The organism is Rhodohalobacter sp. SW132 (assembly GCF_003390325.1).
Taxonomy (GTDB): Bacteria; Bacteroidota; Rhodothermia; order Balneolales; family Balneolaceae; genus SW132.
In genome coordinates, this window is sequence record NZ_QUOK01000010.1 from 142,304 (window position 1) to 158,976 (window position 16,673).

At 44.4% G+C, this 16,673-nt stretch carries 18 protein-coding genes; 8 read left to right on the forward strand and 10 right to left on the reverse strand.

Features of this window, described 5'->3' with window-relative positions; all coding sequences use genetic code 11:
* Window positions 1–59: 59 nt before the first annotated feature.
* The 3 genes from DYD21_RS16895 to DYD21_RS16905 all read right to left on the reverse strand — a co-directional run bounded on the left by DYD21_RS16895 (window position 60) and on the right by DYD21_RS16905 (window position 3,277).
* A complete protein-coding gene (locus tag DYD21_RS16895) occupies window positions 60–1,583 on the reverse strand; it encodes a DUF4105 domain-containing protein (protein ID WP_116038181.1) in 1,524 nt (507 codons plus the stop codon).
* A 6-nt stretch (window positions 1,584–1,589) separates the two neighbouring features.
* Window positions 1,590–2,192, reverse strand: coding sequence for a PEGA domain-containing protein (locus DYD21_RS16900; protein WP_116038182.1), 603 nt, complete (start codon window positions 2,190–2,192; stop codon window positions 1,590–1,592).
* Between the two features lie 635 nt (window positions 2,193–2,827).
* Window positions 2,828–3,277, reverse strand: a complete 450-nt coding sequence (locus DYD21_RS16905; RefSeq protein ID WP_116038183.1) for a response regulator — start codon at window positions 3,275–3,277, stop codon at window positions 2,828–2,830.
* A gap of 190 nt (window positions 3,278–3,467) precedes the next feature.
* Here DYD21_RS16905 and DYD21_RS16910 point away from each other — a divergent pair, with 190 nt between their 5' ends.
* Window positions 3,468–4,706 (forward strand): NAD(P)/FAD-dependent oxidoreductase, encoded by a 1,239-nt coding sequence (locus DYD21_RS16910; protein WP_116038184.1) that lies wholly within the window; start codon window positions 3,468–3,470, stop codon window positions 4,704–4,706.
* 9 nt (window positions 4,707–4,715) lie between these two features.
* Here the strand turns inward: DYD21_RS16910 and DYD21_RS16915 are convergent, their stop codons facing one another.
* Both DYD21_RS16915 and DYD21_RS16920 read right to left on the reverse strand, forming a co-directional pair.
* The gene (locus tag DYD21_RS16915) at window positions 4,716–5,180 is read right to left on the reverse strand and encodes an isoprenylcysteine carboxylmethyltransferase family protein (protein WP_116038185.1); all 465 of its coding nucleotides are present in this window, start codon (window positions 5,178–5,180) and stop codon (window positions 4,716–4,718) included.
* A 253-nt stretch (window positions 5,181–5,433) separates the two neighbouring features.
* Complete coding sequence (locus tag DYD21_RS16920; RefSeq protein WP_199535579.1) at window positions 5,434–6,234, reverse strand: PHB depolymerase family esterase; 801 nt, start codon at window positions 6,232–6,234, stop codon at window positions 5,434–5,436.
* 92 nt (window positions 6,235–6,326) lie between these two features.
* On the opposite strand from DYD21_RS16920, the gene DYD21_RS21405 reads away from it, so the two are divergent.
* Complete coding sequence (locus DYD21_RS21405) at window positions 6,327–6,455, forward strand: hypothetical protein (protein WP_255415944.1); 129 nt, start codon at window positions 6,327–6,329, stop codon at window positions 6,453–6,455.
* A gap of 62 nt (window positions 6,456–6,517) precedes the next feature.
* Here the strand turns inward: DYD21_RS21405 and DYD21_RS16925 are convergent, their stop codons facing one another.
* Both DYD21_RS16925 and DYD21_RS16930 read right to left on the reverse strand, forming a co-directional pair.
* Window positions 6,518–7,852 carry a PhoH family protein gene (locus DYD21_RS16925; protein WP_116038186.1) on the reverse strand — a complete coding sequence of 445 codons (1,335 nt, stop codon included), beginning with the start codon at window positions 7,850–7,852 and terminating at the stop codon, window positions 6,518–6,520.
* Window positions 7,853–8,115: 263 nt separating this feature from the next.
* Entirely contained in the window at window positions 8,116–8,886 is a 771-nt protein-coding gene (locus tag DYD21_RS16930) for an RNA methyltransferase (protein WP_116038187.1), read from the reverse strand.
* A 73-nt stretch (window positions 8,887–8,959) separates the two neighbouring features.
* Here DYD21_RS16930 and DYD21_RS16935 point away from each other — a divergent pair, with 73 nt between their 5' ends.
* The 5 genes from DYD21_RS16935 (at window position 8,960) to DYD21_RS16955 (ending at window position 12,953) form a co-directional block, all read left to right on the forward strand.
* The gene (locus DYD21_RS16935) at window positions 8,960–10,486 is read left to right on the forward strand and encodes an aldehyde dehydrogenase family protein (RefSeq protein WP_116038247.1); all 1,527 of its coding nucleotides are present in this window, start codon (window positions 8,960–8,962) and stop codon (window positions 10,484–10,486) included.
* Window positions 10,487–10,500: 14 nt separating this feature from the next.
* Entirely contained in the window at window positions 10,501–10,947 is a 447-nt protein-coding gene (locus DYD21_RS16940) for a PH domain-containing protein (RefSeq protein WP_116038188.1), read from the forward strand.
* Between the two features lie 257 nt (window positions 10,948–11,204).
* The gene (locus tag DYD21_RS16945) at window positions 11,205–11,870 is read left to right on the forward strand and encodes a CPBP family intramembrane glutamic endopeptidase (protein ID WP_158607339.1); all 666 of its coding nucleotides are present in this window, start codon (window positions 11,205–11,207) and stop codon (window positions 11,868–11,870) included.
* 412 nt (window positions 11,871–12,282) lie between these two features.
* A complete protein-coding gene (locus DYD21_RS16950) occupies window positions 12,283–12,519 on the forward strand; it encodes a type II toxin-antitoxin system Phd/YefM family antitoxin (protein ID WP_158607340.1) in 237 nt (78 codons plus the stop codon).
* Window positions 12,519–12,953 carry a type II toxin-antitoxin system VapC family toxin gene (locus tag DYD21_RS16955; protein ID WP_116038191.1) on the forward strand — a complete coding sequence of 145 codons (435 nt, stop codon included), beginning with the start codon at window positions 12,519–12,521 and terminating at the stop codon, window positions 12,951–12,953. The genes DYD21_RS16950 and DYD21_RS16955 overlap by 1 nt, the downstream gene beginning before the upstream one ends.
* Before the next feature lie 64 nt (window positions 12,954–13,017).
* Here the strand turns inward: DYD21_RS16955 and tsaD are convergent, their stop codons facing one another.
* The 3 genes from tsaD to DYD21_RS16970 all read right to left on the reverse strand — a co-directional run bounded on the left by tsaD (window position 13,018) and on the right by DYD21_RS16970 (window position 16,067).
* Entirely contained in the window at window positions 13,018–14,004 is a 987-nt protein-coding gene (tsaD, locus tag DYD21_RS16960; protein ID WP_116038192.1) for a tRNA (adenosine(37)-N6)-threonylcarbamoyltransferase complex transferase subunit TsaD, read from the reverse strand.
* Between the two features lie 93 nt (window positions 14,005–14,097).
* A complete protein-coding gene (locus DYD21_RS16965; RefSeq protein ID WP_116038193.1) occupies window positions 14,098–15,813 on the reverse strand; it encodes a sodium:solute symporter family protein in 1,716 nt (571 codons plus the stop codon).
* Window positions 15,813–16,067: a DUF4212 domain-containing protein gene (locus tag DYD21_RS16970; RefSeq protein WP_116038194.1), complete on the reverse strand. Its 255-nt coding sequence runs from the start codon at window positions 16,065–16,067 to the stop codon at window positions 15,813–15,815. Before DYD21_RS16970 ends, DYD21_RS16965 begins: the two co-directional genes overlap by 1 nt.
* 143 nt (window positions 16,068–16,210) lie before the next feature.
* On the opposite strand from DYD21_RS16970, the gene DYD21_RS16975 reads away from it, so the two are divergent.
* The gene (locus tag DYD21_RS16975; protein ID WP_116038195.1) at window positions 16,211–16,585 is read left to right on the forward strand and encodes a hypothetical protein; all 375 of its coding nucleotides are present in this window, start codon (window positions 16,211–16,213) and stop codon (window positions 16,583–16,585) included.
* Window positions 16,586–16,673: the final 88 nt, after the last annotated feature.

Genomic DNA, 16,673 nt, shown 5'->3' on the forward strand with positions numbered 1-16,673 from the left:
TTAGTACCCTCATTCAAAATCGCCATCACAATCCCTATTATTTGAACAATAGAAGATGTCTAATAAGGAAAGTTAACTTTAATACCACTTTCAATACTTACCATATTTTTCCACATCTTAAAGTCGGTTGTTAAGCTGACATTGTTGTTTAAGTTTAATACCAGTGAGGAATCTAAATGAATATTCAATAATTCATTTGATTTGAGATATACAGGATTGCTGATTCCGAAGGCAAGTTTAAATGTATCCGTGAAGAATATTCTCTGTTCTAATTTGGGTTCAATGATAATTGAAAAGGAATCATCTGTTATGTAAACGGGGTTGGCATTTAGCAGTAATGAAAAATTCCACTGATCATCAAATATTGAATATGAACGTCCGATCCCTGTAAATATCCCCATTGCAAATGAATCAATGTCATTTAAAAAATACCTTTGACCACCAAAACCAAGTGACCAGGAAGGTGAAGTATTAAAATGATTTACAGGTTGTCTGCTCTCTTGGTTGAAAACCCAGAACTCCTCAACAATGGCTCTGTCACTGAAGAGCATACTAAGGCTAAATACATTTATATAGTCGAATTTTGGATACGTAACCGATACATCGTTAAAATCGTGAAGTCCTAACCTTATATCTAAGTTTACATAGTTGTTTCCAAATTGATTGTACCCGTAGCTTGCCCCGAACCTACCCGGATGGTGAATTGTAAAATCCCTGGTGTTGAGGTGGGTAAAATCATAGTCACTGCTACTCTGAGATACCTTAAACCTTAATTCTTCAATAAATTTTCGTTTATTATTATCAATAGTTGTCGCGGTGTTGTTATATAACCATTCATACGTTTTCAAAAACTTGACGCGTTCCGTATTGCTTAATGAATCAGGTGCAGAATTGAATGACATGGCATTATCTAATTCTGTATAAATCGTCAACATTTGGCTTTCTACATTCTCAATCCAAAGAGGTTCTGATAATCGCTGAGCAATAACATCATCATTTAAAACTTGTTGAGGAAGTACCAAAAGTTTAGAGCTATACTCTTGATTAAAGACATAATGCAAAGCCTCACTAACTCGAGAAGCACAGTTTTTATCTGAAAAACGATACTGTCTCGCTTTCCCCCCTGTATGATTTATGTAGTCAGTAAATCGTTGTTTTTCGTGGCTTTCAAGATGAATTGGAAATAGCCATAAATCCCTTGATTCAGAATATGAATAATCCTGGATCATTTTATAGAATGGTAGAATCTCGAAATTACCTTCCAGATTTCCAATCAACCCATTATATAAGCTTGAGGCACCAGACTCGTCTTGTACATCTGCTGCGAAATTTATTGCATCCCACATCTGTAAGTTATCTGAATTGCTGGGTTCAGTTAATAAGAAAAGATGACCAAATGAAGATGATGGACTGGCAGGATATGGACCGGCGAAAACTATATATAGCTGATGGAAATCCGAAGAAAGTGAAGTGCTGTGATCTTCAGATCCATTTAAGACTTCTTGAGCAACTAAAGAATCTATAGGGATAAAAAAAAAGGTGAATATGGTTATCCATATCCACCTGAGGAAGTAATGATTCATCTTTGATTAGATTAGTTCAACTACTTCATTTCCGAAGATGATTTCATTGCCTTGAGAAAAAGCAAATTTTGACTTAATCAAATCAATAGATGCATCATCATAGGTAAGTTCTGCAAGATTGATTAGAGTTTTAAGATGCTCACCACCATCATTTCCTAAATCGACAGAAATATCAGTAATGTGAGTCATTGCATATTTTCTCAGTTCAAAACGTTGCATAAAGGCCGCGTCAGACTCGCCGTCTCTGTACATTTCAACTTGATAGCTTGAAGGTGAATATGAATATGCAGCTCCTGAAACAAAATCAGTCAAACTACCAATTGTTCCGCCAGAGATTATATTACCCCAAAATATGGGCTCCAGACTTTTGGAGAAGCTAAGAGTGTGAGTTCTATAACCATCTTTTTGAATAGTTAGAGCTTCTTTGTTTTTAGGTATTTCACCAACAAATGGAGTCGTGCCAATTTGAGCTCCTTCAAGATAGACTTGTGCTCCGTCTACATTTGAGTTTATGGTGACGGTCTGTTTAGTTCCTTGGGTCAGTGTTGCGCAACTTGCGATGACAAGGAAACTGATGATAGAAATCCCGAATAGTAGTGCGTTTTTCATAGTTACCGTAGTTTACTGTTTTGGTTTTGTTTGATTCTCAAACTCAAAGGGAATAAGCTGATGTCTTGATATCACAGGATGAATTTGATAGACAAAGTCAGACTGAATAGTTTGCCTTACTCATGCTTCTAAATTTATTTTTTATTTAGAAACGTGTTGAAAGGTTTACCCAAGCAGATTTCCCCGATGTTTATTAGAAGTTTCTAATATTGGGATAATTCAATAGACTAACAAATTAGAATCCTGCGTGTTCAAGTCGCCTAATGGATGTGGGAATTAAGTGGACACTTAAGATTGGAAAATGTAGTAGCCAAAAATGAAACCCGTTCACCGATGAAACAAATAGTTGGTACATGAGTGGGTACACTTTTCTTAAAATCGGCCTATATAGCATTCATAGTTAATATTTTAATCCACTCATAATCGATTGGTCGCAGGTTCAAGTCCTGCTGGGCCCACATTTTAAAACTGATGTTTTAAGATCATTGTCACCCTATATACTATTTAAAGATGTTAAAAATCTGAGCGTTGAAATTCCGAAGTAGTGCTTCGGGGTTCAAGTCCGCTGGGCCCACATCTTCTCTTGATAATCTGCTGAAGAGGTCTTTTAGTTAACAGGTGCATATCCGAATGGGTTACTTACTCCTTTGGGCGGTGATATCGTCTTTATCCGGATGGATGCACGATACCCAATACATAATGATCGTTTCAAGCATAGCTGCCTGATCTTCTATTGAATCCGGTTTTTTAAAAAATCCCTGTACGCGATATTGATAGGCCTCAATCACATCCTTTCTGACCGGATCACTGCTTGCAAAGATAAAGGGGATCGTTTTTTGGCGCAGATATTCATCTCTGTCAATTGCTTTCTTGAATTCCATACCGTTCATGCCGGGCATGTTCATGTCAGAGATGATGAGGAATATTTCATCCACGTTTTCCTGAAGATGGTCAAGAGCATCCCGGGCATTGGTGAAATATTCAACTTTTATATTCCACTCATTTTCTTCAAGTGAATGATTAAGCAGATCTTTTTCATATTTCTGGTCGTCAACAAGGATGATTTTTCCCTTTACGTTTTTCATTGATTTTGATTTAACCTGTCTGAATGATGTAGTTTTAGACTATAAATTCGAATGTAATGAATTCTATAATATTCCTGAAGTTTGAAAGACATATTATAAATCTACTTTAAAATCGGGATAATTTTTCACCCCAGATTATTTCCTGAATTCATTTTTCATCTGTCACTGCCTCTTTTCATATATTGTTCGCATGGGCAGCAGAAATGAACATCGATTGATAGTTATTGGGGGTGGAGCAGCCGGTTTTTTCACGGCTGTGAATGCGGCAAGGATAAATCCGAACTTGAATGTGACGATTCTTGAGAAGTCTCGTGAAGTGCTATCAAAAGTACGGGTTTCGGGTGGCGGTCGTTGTAATGTAACGCATCACTGTTTTGATCCGGAACTCCTTTCCAAATCATATCCACGCGGGGAAAAAGTGCTGCGATGGAGTTTTGAACAGTTCCAGGCCCGCGATACGGTGGAGTGGTTCAAAGAGCGGGGAGTGGAATTGAAGACGGAGGGTGACGGGCGGATGTTCCCGGTGACAGACAGCTCCGATACCATCATTAACTGCCTGATGGATGAAGCTAAAAAACATGGCGTAACGATTCGCACGAAAACAAAAGCGGATAAAATTGAGCCGCTGGATGATGTTGGGTTCAGGCTGCATATCCATAAATCGAAACCGATGCTTTGTGATCAGCTTGTGTTGGCTACCGGCGGTTTTAACCGGGAAAATGCATATGAATGGCTGAAAGATCTTGGTCATTCCGTCAGATCCCCGGTCCCGTCCCTGTTCACCTTCAACTTCAGAGAGAAGATCTTTGCCGACCTGGCCGGGATTTCAGTGGAGCGTGCAGAAGTTCAGATCAAGAACACATCATTTACTGAAATCGGACCGGTTTTGATCACCCACTGGGGACTCAGTGGTCCGGCCGTACTGAAACTCTCAGCGTGGGCAGCGCGGGAGCTGCATGAACGTGAGTACCGCTACGACGTGCAGATCAACTGGCTCCATCCAATGAATGAGCAAGAGGTTCGAAAACAGTTGACGAATTTGAGGGACGATCAATCCCGCAAGCTGGTCAGGAATCAAAATAGACTTCCGTTTCCGGCCCGGCTCTGGGAGAGGTTCCTGGAACTGAGCCATATCAAACCGGACAAACGGTGGGCGGATCTTTCCAACAAAGAGATCCACGAACTTACGCAGCAGCTCACCCGGGGAACGTACAACATCCAGGGAAAAACCACTTACAAAGAGGAGTTTGTAACCTGTGGCGGGATTCCGCTTAACGAGGTAAATCCGGATACGCTTGAGAGCAAAAAAGTGCCAGGATTATATTTTGTCGGCGAAGTACTGGATATAGATGGAGTTACCGGCGGGTTCAATTTCCAGGCTGCATGGACAAACGGATGGCTTGCGGCTCAGTCGATTGCGGGGGAATAACTTTACACATCAAACAAACCATCTTGCAACGGACTGTTTATATTGCGTGTACTCCTCACCGAATTTTGATTCAAGGATCTGTTCCTCCGGGATGATCTGATATCGGTTCATATACCCGACAAAAGCAAAAGAGAAGAGTATGGAGAAAGGGTTCATCAGGTAAAATCCCCAGCCGATCAGCATAAGAAACATGCCCAGGTACATCGGGTTGCGGGTGTAGCTGTATATTCCAATAGTTACAACAGTTGATGTCTCTGCCGGGGTCATTGGGTGAATCGTTGTTTTTGCTTTTCGAAACTGAACGATACCGGTTAGGGATATCAAAATTCCGGTTAGTGTAATTGCTACAGCCATACTCCAGCGGAGCTGCCACTCCACGAAAAAACCCGGTGAGACCAGGCTGATTCCCCACATCAGCAGTGCAGTAACGATCAGCACAACGACGGGAGGGATGGTAAGTGAAAGATTTCTCATGATGATTTCTCTGAATTTAACAAAGCTCAATTGTGAATAATGGAATAGAAGCCGACTATTTTTGTAGCTGTAAAACAGCGAATAATCCTAAAAAATCAATTTCCAATCATAATGGTATATGCCGTGTTGGGGCACGGTTTGGCAGTAAAGAGCTTTTGGTTTAAAGGATTTACCCAGTTTTTTAAAAGTCAGTAATTTTCGACTGATATGAAATTACACCGAACCTTTATCAATAAAGTCAGCTGGTCTGATCCTATAATTCACTCTTTTTTTGCTCAAACAGCCACTCGAGGGCAAAACGGTCTTCGTAAGCGGGTATCCATGAAAAATGATCGACATGAGGGTACTCGGTATAACCCGGGGTTCCGCCCGCTTCCCGAATCGCCTGAACCATATCGCGTGAAAGCTCTACCGGCACAACATTATCCTGTGCCCCATGAAACGTCCAGATCGGCAGATCTTTTATGAGGTGCGCTTTGGATGGATCGCCGCCGCCACAAACCGGCATAGCGGCTGCAAACGTATCCGGGTAACGCGTAATGAGATCCCACGTGCCAAATCCGCCCATGGATAGTCCGGTGATGTAGATTCGGTTTTTATCCACCGGCATTTCATCTGCAATCTGTTGAACCAAATCGTAGGCCATTTGAAGAGGTTTTGTGGGTTTCTCCATCAGGCCTGATCCTTCATTCCTCCAGTCAAGGTTGGCCCAGTAATCGTCATCGGGAGCTTGGGGAGCAATGACGATGGCGGGATGTTCCTGTCGGAAATCCTCTTTTGCAAACGCCTCCACGCCCCATGTGAGCTGCGCTTCGTTGTCACTGCCCCGTTCTCCCATGCCGTGCAGGAAAAGCACGAGCGGGTAGTTTTTTCCATCCTCAAACTGCTCCGGAAGCAGAAGCCTGTAGGGCAGTTTATCTCCTTCATCAGAATGATATTCTTTTTCTTCAAACAGCTCTTTAAAATCGGACTGGGCTGCCGTTTGAAATGGGAACATCAGTGCTAAAACCGTAAGCGAAAAAATCGATATCAGAGGGAGATTTGATGTGATCATCCGATTCTCATGTCTATATTTTTTGATTCATGATAATATCGAAAATTTTTGCTGAAACTTATACATTAGTTTTACAAATCCAGCTAAACGTCATGCTGCTCTCTGATACGGTAACTCCCAATCTGTTTTGTGAAATGGTATTTGATCGATGGGGAAATCTTTGCCGTGCAAGGATGGGAGATCGCGGATCGGAGTCCGCGATGACGGTGGTAGGGTTTTGATCTCGAACAAAGCTACTCAATACTTGCTACCCAATACTCAAAACCCACTCACCTGCCTTCAATCACAAAAACTTACTCGCCAGGTTCGCCAGCTCCGATCGTTCTCCTTTCTCGAGGTTGATATGGGCGTAAATCTTATTGTTGTTCAGCCGGTCGACCAGGTAGGAGAGCCCATTGCTCTGGGCATCCAGGTAGGGTGTATCGATCTGGAAGATATCACCCGTGAATATAATCTTCGTATTCTCACCGGCACGCGTGATGATCGTTTTAATCTCGTGCGGGGTCAGATTTTGCGCTTCATCTACAATGAAAATCACGTTGCTGAGACTTCTTCCGCGAATGTAGGCGAGAGGCACAATTGAAAGCTTGTCGGTCTGAACCATCTCATCCAGTTTCTGGTAAGCTTTGCTCGACTCCTTGTACTGGTTTTTGATGATGTTCAGATTATCCCAAAGCGGCTGCATGTAGGGATCGATTTTGGATTGCGCATCACCGGGAAGATACCCGATATCGCGATTACTCAGCGGCACAATGGGACGTGCCAGAAAGATCTGACGATAGAGACTACGCTGCTCCAAAGCTCCTGCCAGGGCCAGTAATGTTTTTCCTGTTCCCGCCGAGCCGGTAATCGATACGAGTTGGATTTCCGGATTCATAATCGCATGCAGTGCAAATGTCTGTTCCGCATTTCGCGGTGATATTCCATAGGCATTTACGCGGTTCACCAGCTCAACCTTTTCAGATCCGGGGTTGAAATAACCAAGTGCCGAACTGGAGTGGTTTTTTAGAATATAAAAGTGATTGCTTACCGGGGGAGAGGGTTCAAGCTTTTTGGGATCAAGCTGACCCTCTTTGTAGAGTTCATTAATAAGACCGTTATCATTAAATTCAAGGTCGGTTTTTCCGCGGTAGAGATGGTCAATATCCTTAATTCGGATGGTTTCGTAATCTTCCGCATCCAGGCTCAGTGCACGCGCTTTTAGCCTCAGGTTGATATCTTTCGATACCAGAACTACTTTTTTGCTTTTTTCAGACTCCCGGAGCTTAAGAGCTGAATTCAGAATCCGGTGGTCGTTTTTAACCGATCCGAATACCCGGTTTGCATCGGTTTTGCTATCCTCATCATTCACCACGCGGATGTTTCCATGGGTTTTCCCATTCAGCGGAATCCACTTCTTCATCATATTGGAGTCGGAAATACCATCCAGATAGCGGATAAATTCCCGGGCATGAAGATTGGTGACGGAGTTTCCTTTTTTGAAAGAATCGAGCTCCTCCAGGACCGTTATAGGGATCGCTACATCATGCTTTTCGAAATTTTTAACGGCGTTGGAGTCGTAGAGAAGAACGGAGGTATCGAGAACGAAGATCTTTTTCGCTTTTTTAGTCTTTGGCATACAACCTTCCACTTAAATTGCTGAGTATGTGAAACAGAGGGGATGATGAAATCAATCATATATCTACAGTAATTAAACCGAGGGAGATAGTCAATTCGTGGGGCGATATTTCATGGTTTTTTAATCTGGTTTTTTGCCAGAGTTAACAATCTTCAAAGTCATCGGATGAGTCCCAAATGAACCTCATTTTTGTTCAAAATGACTCGGATTATCCGATGACACAATCTAAATTCAGCTCCATATAAAACAATGATAACATCGTATTAGCTCATAAATGTATACAAACCAATTCCCAGTGCAATCGCCGCATTCAGGCTCTCTACCGTATGACTATTCCCGGGGATGCGAACTTTTCTTCTGCCGGGCGAAAAGAGCGTATCCGTGATGCCGTTTCCTTCGTTGCCAATTACCAGGATGGTTTTATCTGACGGCTTCACATCATGAATTTCATCGGCATCTTCAGCTCCGTCCATCAGAAAGATCTCCCAGCCGTTCTGCTCAAATTGATTAAATAGTTCATGGAGATTCCCTTTCATATACGGCAGCGTGCCCGTTGCCCCGGCTGTGCTTCGTACCACTTTGGGATGAAAGGGATCGGCGGAACCATCACCAAACAGAATTCCCGAAGTATTGAACCAGGAGGCAGTGCGGATCATCGTACCCACATTTCCGGGATCCTGTACGGCATCCATCGCGACAATCAGTCCGGTTTTGGATTGAAGTGAGTTGATTGAAGCTTCTTCCGGTATTTTGCAGATCGCCAGGATTCCTTGCGGAGTTTCGGTGTCGGATATGGAGTGAAAATCATCCTGGTCGGCTGCAGCCATAGGAAGTTCACTTTCAGAAATATCACGTCCCGGTGTGTAGCCATTTTCAACGACAACGGTTTCAACTTCAATCGATCCGCTTTGTACAATCTGCTCCACGCACCGCTCCCCCTCAGCAATAAACAGGCCTTCATTCTTCCGGTATTTCGTTTTTAAAAGTTTTCTCCAGAGTTTTAACTGGTTGTTTGATGCCGGTTTAATTTTCATAAATCTTTGTCTTCACTGTGATTGGGTTTCATCACTGCAGCCTCTATATTTCAGGAAACCGCAAACAACACGCATGGAAAGTATGAAAGATTTTTTGAGAACGCTTGGGATTGAAGAGAAAAACGAAGGAACCTCAACCGGACAAACATTTTTAGAAGGGAGTTCAGAGAATATTGTCAGCTATACGCCTTCTGACGGATCAGAAATTGCATCCGTTTCGGTAACTACACGAAAGCAGTATGATGAAGTGGTGACGAAGTCAGAAGAAGCGTTTAAAACCTGGCGCATGATGCCTGCGCCCGAACGAGGAGAGATCGTCAGACAGATTGGATTGAAGCTTCGCGAATATAAAGAGCCGCTGGGAAAACTGGTCTCTTATGAGATGGGTAAAATTTATCAGGAGGGACTTGGAGAGGTTCAGGAGATGATCGATATTTGCGATTTTGCCGTAGGCCAGTCGCGCATGATGTACGGAAAAACGATGCACTCTGAACGCCCTCAGCACCGGATGTACGAGCAGTGGCATCCGCTCGGGCCGGTGGGTGTGATCTCGGCTTTTAATTTTCCTGTTGCCGTCTACAGCTGGAACGCGATGATTGCCGCAGTTTGCGGGGATACGGTGATCTGGAAAGGATCGGAAAAAACACCGCTATGCGGAGTTGCGGTTCAGAATATTACCGCTGAAGTGCTGAAAGAGAACGATCTGCCCGAAGGTATTTTTAGTCTGATCACGGGAGCCCGTGAAGTTGGCGAGTGGCTGGCTGAAGATGAGCGTATTCCTCTAATCTCGGCCACGGGATCGATTCGTATGGGCAAAGAGGTTGCCAAAACAGTGGGCGCAAGACTGGGGAAAACTATCCTCGAACTGGGCGGCAACAACGCCATCATTATCAGCAAAGATGCCGACCTGGAGATGACGATCCGCGCCGTAGTCTTTGGAGCCGTGGGAACGGCTGGCCAGCGCTGCACCAGTACACGTCGGCTTATTATTCACGACTCTGTCTATGACGAGTTAAAAGAAAGGCTCACAACAATTTATGAGAATATTTCTATTGGTGATCCGCTCGATTCTGGCACTCTCGTAGGGCCGCTAATAGACAAAGATGCCGTTAATGCCATGCAAGAAGCATTAAGGCAAGTGAAGGATGAAGGCGGTTCGGTTGTCTGCGGTGGTGACGTGCTTGAAAACCTTGAAGGCCACTATGTTAAACCTGCTATCTGCGAGGTGGAAAATCACTATGAAATTGTGCAGAATGAAACATTCGCCCCGATTTTATACATGATGAAATACAGTGATCTGGATGAGGCAATCAGCTATCATAACGGCGTTCGGCAGGGGCTGAGTTCGTCGATATTTACACTGAATATGCGTGAAGCTGAGACGTTTCTGAGTCATCGCGGATCGGATTGCGGCATTGCCAATGTGAATATCGGAACCAGCGGTGCGGAGATCGGCGGTGCGTTTGGCGGTGAGAAGGAGACTGGCGGCGGACGCGAGTCAGGTTCCGATGCGTGGAAAGCGTATATGCGGCGGCAGACCAATACCATCAACTGGGGTGATGAACTTCCGCTTGCCCAGGGAATTGAGTTTGATGTGTAATGAACGATTGACGCATGGCATGGTTAGATAAAATTATTGAGCCGGGTGAAGAGATGATCTTCAGATCAAAAGCCCACGAGTCGATCGTTTGGGTTCCTTTTGGTTTGATGGTGATTCTCTTCCTTATCGGCAGTTATGGAATTCTGTTTTGGCTCTCTGTGATTTTCTCACTGCTTGGCGTGTTTAACTATTTCTATTACGAGTATGCTGTCACGAACAGACGGATCATTACGAAATATGGTTTCTTCTACATCCGCTACAGAGAGCTGAGCCTGCAAAAAGTGGACAATGTCATTTGCTGGCAAAACATCGCTGATCGCCGCCTGGGAACGGGACTTATCACGCTGTTTGGGGTGGGTATCACTCAGCATAAATTCCGACGCATGGCCAATGCCATGGATTTCAAACATGCGGTATACAGCCAGCTATCAACCGAGCAGGAGAATTATTTTGAGAAGTAAAAATCTCTCAATAACATCAAAATTAGAGCTATTGGCACAGGTCAATCATTCAAAAGAAAAGAGATAGCAAGATCTGAAATAGAGGCGAATCGATGGATAAAATTGTAGCAATATTTCAGCGATATACAATTTCTTCATTTATCTTTTTAAGTTGCCTCTGGTCCTGGGGATATTGGGGGCTGATTGTTTACCCACTTGATATGACTGGGGAACTTTACATGCAAATTCCATACGCCTGGGGTCCGCTCTTTGCGATCTTGATTCTGAACTACTCTTTAAAAAACATTTTCAAAAGCCTGGCCAGCCAGATTACGAAATGGAAAGTTCATCCCGGATGGTATTTGCTTGCCATTGTATTGCCGTTTATTGAGGATATAATTCTTTTGATATTCTGGCTTTCTGGAGCCCCGGTTATAGTAGTGGACAGACCCCTAACGGACTATTTAGTTCGTTTTTCAACAACTTTATTTATTGCCGGATCTCTTGAAGAATTTGGGTGGAGGGGCTACTTGCAGCCAAATCTTCAAAAACAATATTCAGCTCTTGTCAGCGCTCTGTTTATCGGTTTGATCTGGGCTTTTTGGCACTTCCCTGTTGTCTTTTTCGGAGGTGCGTCCTATGAGCCTCAGGATTTTATCGGCCTGATCATTTTGCTTCCGCTTTTTTCAATTGTTATAGCTTGGTTGTATAACTCTACAAAGAAAGTGCTGATAATCCCGATGCTTTTCCATGCATCCGTAAATACACCAAATCCATTAAAACTATCAGAGATTGCGAGCGATACTCAACAAATGATTTTCGGACTCCTCGTAATAGGTTTTTGGATTCTTTTCCCTATCGCATTAGTACATTTTTATGGGAAAGACAGATTATCTAAGTCCAATGACATTTCCACTTCTAAAAAGTTGAGTGAATCAAAATAGACTGGAACGTTATCCAAGCCTTGGCGAATACTGGGTTTGATTCATATCGGAATTGCTTATCACTATGGATTTGATTTATATAAGTTTGACCAAACATTAATGAAGACAGCCAATGAATTTAATATCGGCGTGGTGAGCAGAGAAATATCGAATAATGAATAACTAACACTGAATTTCGAAAGGCACGTTGATCGACATTCGGTGTTCATTATTCATTATTAAGCGTTTGCTAAAGGCTTGCAAACGGCTTGAGTTCCGGGCAATCAAACTGACCTGGCCGAATTCATTTCTCCTTTCTTAGATTATCGTAATCAGCTTATCATAATGGAAATCATCAGATAACAATCCATTTAAATTATGAGTGAAATTAAGTATATTTATGTACATTAGTTCTGTACATAATATTAGAGCAATGAAAAAAGTAAAAGTCAATGAAGTACGAGAACATCTTGCGGATTACCTGTCGGATGCTGAGAAAGGGGAAGAGATTATCATCACAAAACACTCCCGTCCGATAGCACGATTGGTTCCCTTGAAGCCTTCTTCCACTGTTTTTCCGGATTTAAGCGACCATAGAAAGTCTGTAGCTATCAAAAATAAGTCTGTATCTGAAACGATCATTGATCAGAGAAAAGAAGAGCGATACTGATGTACATTGATACAAGCTGCCTGGCGGCATACTACCTGCCTGAACCGGGAAGTAACGCTGTACAGAAAATAATGCAGAAACACGATCCGATAGTCATCAGTTATTTGACGGAAGTTGAACTGCGATCCGCTATTAATAAGAAACAGCGAATGGGTGACCTGTCAAAAGATGATGGAAACCGAACCTGGAGACTGTTTAAGAAACATCGAAGAACGGGTCTTTTTGAAGTCGCTGAGATGGGCCCCGGTGTTTTCAAATCAGCGGAATGGATGTTGGAACATTCAACCAACGCCCTGCGGGCCCTTGATGCGATACATCTCGGAGTTGTGCATCACTATGGATTTGATTTATATACTTTTGATCAAACGTTGATGGAAACAGCAAAGGAGTTTAATATCGCCGTGGTGAGCAGAGAAATATCGAATAATGAATAACAAACACTGAATTTCGATAGGCACGTTGATCGACATTCGATGTTCATTATTTGTTATTCAGCATTCATTTCATACTCGCAAACGGCTTGAGTTCCGGTCCGTCAAACTGACCCAGCCGCGCTTTCATCTCACCTGCTTTGGCGATCATTGCGGCGTTGTCGGTGCAGTACTCCATTGCGGGAATCATCACATTTACTTTCTCTTTGTTAGCCATCGCCAGCACTTTGTTGCGCAGCATCGAATTGGCGGATACGCCCCCGGCAACCATTACCTCTTTTACGCCGGTTTTTCGAATGGCCCGGCGGAGTTTGATCACCAGCACATCAGAAATGGCGGCGGATACGCTTGCGCAGATATCATCCAGATGTACTTTTATGAACTCTTCATCCTGATCCTGCAGATAGTAAAGCACGCTGGTTTTCAATCCTGAAAAGCTGAAATCGAGTCCTTTTTTGGCCATGGCACGCGGGAAATCCACAAACGTCGGATCGCCGGTTTGGGAGTGTTTATCAACCTGTGGTCCGCCTGGGTAGGGAAGCTCAAGCATCTTGCCGATTTTGTCAAACGCCTCACCTGCGGCATCATCCCTCGTTTTACCGAGCAGGTTATGTTCAAACGGTTTGGGGACGTGCACCAGGCGAGTGTGTCCGCCGGAGACAATCAGAGCCACAAAAGGGAAAACTTCTTTATGATCGATAAAGTTGGCGTACATATGCGCGTCGATGTGGTTCACACCAATCAGCGGTTTCTCCCACGACAGACTCAATCCTTTCGCGAAACCAAGCCCTACCAGCAGAGATCCCATCAAGCCGGGGCCTTTCGCCACCGCAATCGCGTCGATATCGGGCATAGTGACTCCAGCCGTCTCAATCGCCTGGTCTACCGTTGCCCAGATGGTTTTGTTGTGCGCACGGGAAGCCAGCTCCGGCACCACGCCGCCAAACTGCTCATGTACCGTTTGTGATGCAATTACATTTGACAGCACCTTTCCATCAGAAAGTACAGCCGCCGCCGTTTCGTCACACGATGATTCAATTCCAAGAATATTCATATGGGAAAGATAGGGAATGTGGCGGCAAGAATTAACTGGTGAGTGGTGTGGGTTTTGGGGCCCCGGTCCAAAACTCCGTCCCCGGTCTAACCCTCAATCCCCAATCCTTGTCGGCGGCTTCACCTCATCTTTATCCAGATCTCTCGGCACCCGTATACGCTCCACCATCTCTCGAATCTCAACCGGCGGTACTTTCGTAAAGCGGCTGACACTCACGGCGATCACCAGGTTAATGATCATTCCAAGTGTGCCAATCCCCTCGGGCGATATTCCAAAGAGCCAGTTCTCCGCATTGTTCAGTTCCGGAAACATAAATGCAAAGTAGATGATATATCCAGCCGTAAACAGAATTCCGGCAATCATGCCGGAGATCGCCCCTTCCTTATTCATTCGGTTAGAGAAAATACCAAGCAGTATAGCCGGGAAAAACGATGCGGCCGCCAATCCAAATGCAAAGGCTACCGTTTGGGCCACAAAACCGGGTGGATTAATCCCAAAATAACCAGCTACGATCACGGCCCCTCCTGCAGCCACCCGGGCAAATAAGAGTTCCCGCTGCTGTGTGATATCAGGTACAAATGTTCGCCGGATCAGGTCGCGGGCTACGGCAGTTGAAATCACCAGAAGCAGGCCGGCCGCTGTGGAGAGTGCCGCTGCAAGTCCGCCTGCCGCAACCAGGCCTATCACCCAGTTGGGAAGCTGCGCAATTTCGGGATTTGCCAGGACCATAATATCCTGATCTATATAAAGTTCATTGGTTTCAGCATCGGGCGTATAGTTGATAATGCCGTCTCCATTTTTGTCATCAAACTCAATCAACCCGGTCTCTTCCCATGACGTAAACCATTCCGGAACTTCACTGTAGGGAGCGTCTTTCACCGTGTCGAGCAGGTTGGCCCGGGCAAATCCGGCTACGGCTGGTGCTGTGGTGTAGAGAATGGCGATGAAAAGCAGTGCGTATCCCGCCGAAATTCTGGCATCACGAACTTTCGGTACGGTGAAAAACCGCACGATTACGTGCGGGAGTCCCGCCGTGCCTACCATCAGCGCGGCCGTTATGAAAAAGACATCAATGGTGGATTTTGAGCCATCGGTGTAGGGATCGAACCCCATCTCCGTGCTCAATCCATCAAGACGATCGAGCAGATACTCGCCGGAGCCATCGGCCAGGGTACCTCCAAACCCAATTTGCGGTACGATATTTCCCGTCATCAGCATGGAGATGAAAATCGCCGGTACGAGATAGGCGAATATCAGAACGCAGTATTGTGCCACCTGCGTGTAGGTGATTCCTTTCATACCGCCCAGGACAGCGTAGAAAAAGACAATCACCATCCCAATAATTACGCCTGTTGAGATATCCACTTCCAGAAATCTTGAGAATACTATTCCAACACCGCGCATTTGTCCCGCTACATAGGTGAAGGAAATGAATACGGCACAGACAACAGCCACCATGCGCGCCGCTGTGGAGTAGTATCGATCACCTACAAAATCAGGAACGGTAAATTTACCAAATTTTCTCAGGTAAGGAGCCAGTAAAAGAGCAAGCAGAACATAGCCGCCGGTCCAGCCCATCAGGTAAACTGAACCGTCGCGTCCCATAAAGCTGATCAGCCCTGCCATAGAGATAAATGATGCCGCCGACATCCAGTCAGCGGCTGTGGCGAGGCCGTTAGCAAGAGGGGATACCCGTCCGCCGGCTATATAAAATTCACCCGTGGTTCCGGCGCGTGACAAGTATGCGATGAAGATATAGAGCGCAAAAGTGAGCCCAACAATCAAAAATGTCCATCCCTGAATGCCCATCACACCTCGTTGTATTCAAATTTTTTGTCGAGGCGGTTCATCAGCCAGACGTACACAAATATCAGAATTACAAACACGTAGATGGAACCTTGCTGGGCAAACCAAAACCCGAGTTTAAAGCCGCCCATACGGAACTGATCGAGCCAATCGACAAATAGAATACCGGCTCCGTAAGACACAACAAACCAGATAGCCAGCAGAATGGCCAGGTAGATGAGGTTTTGCCGCCAGTATTGTTGAGCTTTTGATTTCATTCAGCAATAGTTAACGGTCTATTATAGGTAAACAGATCGCAAGAGGCAACGTGTTGTTTAGAATCGGGATAGGATCTTTTTTTAAGTGCGGAATCCAAACCGACGATAAAGAAATATTGAATTCATCAACGAATCAAAATTACATGTATCCATTTACTTTTGATATAAAATCCCTCGATCTCTGGTTATCGTATGAACTTTCAGGGTCGGCTCTTTTCATGATGAGCTTTTTTTATATCGCTTCTCTTTACCTTCTTGGCGCGCTGATTTTACTCTTTTTACCGATTTTGGTGGGCACACTGATCCATGAAAAGCGATACGGCTGGCTCATTTTCTTTCTCTTGTTCGTTGGCCTGCCCGCACTTTTCATCTATTTTATTTTCGATTCCGGGAGTTGGTTTCACGTTCTTCGATTTGTGCCGATTGCGCTTTTTCTGTTTTACTGCCTGCTTTTAAAACTGACTCTACCCGGGTGGGACAACCCGGCACCGGAACCGGCTCCTAAACTTCAGCTTTGATTTTTCAGAAACCATAAAAAAAGCCCCGCGACACTGCCGCGGGGCTTTTTTGGATTTCATTATCGATCTATTCAGAAAAGTCTAAGCT

Excerpts from the sequence above, each read along its gene's own strand:
- DYD21_RS16895 (WP_116038181.1), bottom strand. The coding sequence starts at position 1,583 with ATGAATCATTACTTCCTCAGGTGGATATGGATAACCATATTCACCTTT.
- DYD21_RS16900 (WP_116038182.1), bottom strand. The coding sequence starts at position 2,192 with ATGAAAAACGCACTACTATTCGGGATTTCTATCATCAGTTTCCTTGTC.
- DYD21_RS16905 (WP_116038183.1), bottom strand. The coding sequence starts at position 3,277 with ATGAAAAACGTAAAGGGAAAAATCATCCTTGTTGACGACCAGAAATAT.
- DYD21_RS16910 (WP_116038184.1), top strand. The coding sequence starts at position 3,468 with ATGGGCAGCAGAAATGAACATCGATTGATAGTTATTGGGGGTGGAGCA.
- DYD21_RS16915 (WP_116038185.1), bottom strand. The coding sequence starts at position 5,180 with ATGAGAAATCTTTCACTTACCATCCCTCCCGTCGTTGTGCTGATCGTT.
- DYD21_RS16920 (WP_199535579.1), bottom strand. The coding sequence starts at position 6,234 with ATGATCACATCAAATCTCCCTCTGATATCGATTTTTTCGCTTACGGTT.
- DYD21_RS21405 (WP_255415944.1), top strand. The coding sequence starts at position 6,327 with ATGCTGCTCTCTGATACGGTAACTCCCAATCTGTTTTGTGAAATGGTA.
- DYD21_RS16925 (WP_116038186.1), bottom strand. The coding sequence starts at position 7,852 with ATGCCAAAGACTAAAAAAGCGAAAAAGATCTTCGTTCTCGATACCTCC.
- DYD21_RS16930 (WP_116038187.1), bottom strand. The coding sequence starts at position 8,886 with ATGAAAATTAAACCGGCATCAAACAACCAGTTAAAACTCTGGAGAAAA.
- DYD21_RS16935 (WP_116038247.1), top strand. The coding sequence starts at position 8,960 with ATGGAAAGTATGAAAGATTTTTTGAGAACGCTTGGGATTGAAGAGAAA.
- DYD21_RS16940 (WP_116038188.1), top strand. The coding sequence starts at position 10,501 with ATGGCATGGTTAGATAAAATTATTGAGCCGGGTGAAGAGATGATCTTC.
- DYD21_RS16950 (WP_158607340.1), top strand. The coding sequence starts at position 12,283 with ATGAAAAAAGTAAAAGTCAATGAAGTACGAGAACATCTTGCGGATTAC.
- DYD21_RS16955 (WP_116038191.1), top strand. The coding sequence starts at position 12,519 with ATGTACATTGATACAAGCTGCCTGGCGGCATACTACCTGCCTGAACCG.
- tsaD (WP_116038192.1), bottom strand. The coding sequence starts at position 14,004 with ATGAATATTCTTGGAATTGAATCATCGTGTGACGAAACGGCGGCGGCT.
- DYD21_RS16965 (WP_116038193.1), bottom strand. The coding sequence starts at position 15,813 with ATGGGCATTCAGGGATGGACATTTTTGATTGTTGGGCTCACTTTTGCG.
- DYD21_RS16970 (WP_116038194.1), bottom strand. The coding sequence starts at position 16,067 with ATGAAATCAAAAGCTCAACAATACTGGCGGCAAAACCTCATCTACCTG.
- DYD21_RS16975 (WP_116038195.1), top strand. The coding sequence starts at position 16,211 with ATGTATCCATTTACTTTTGATATAAAATCCCTCGATCTCTGGTTATCG.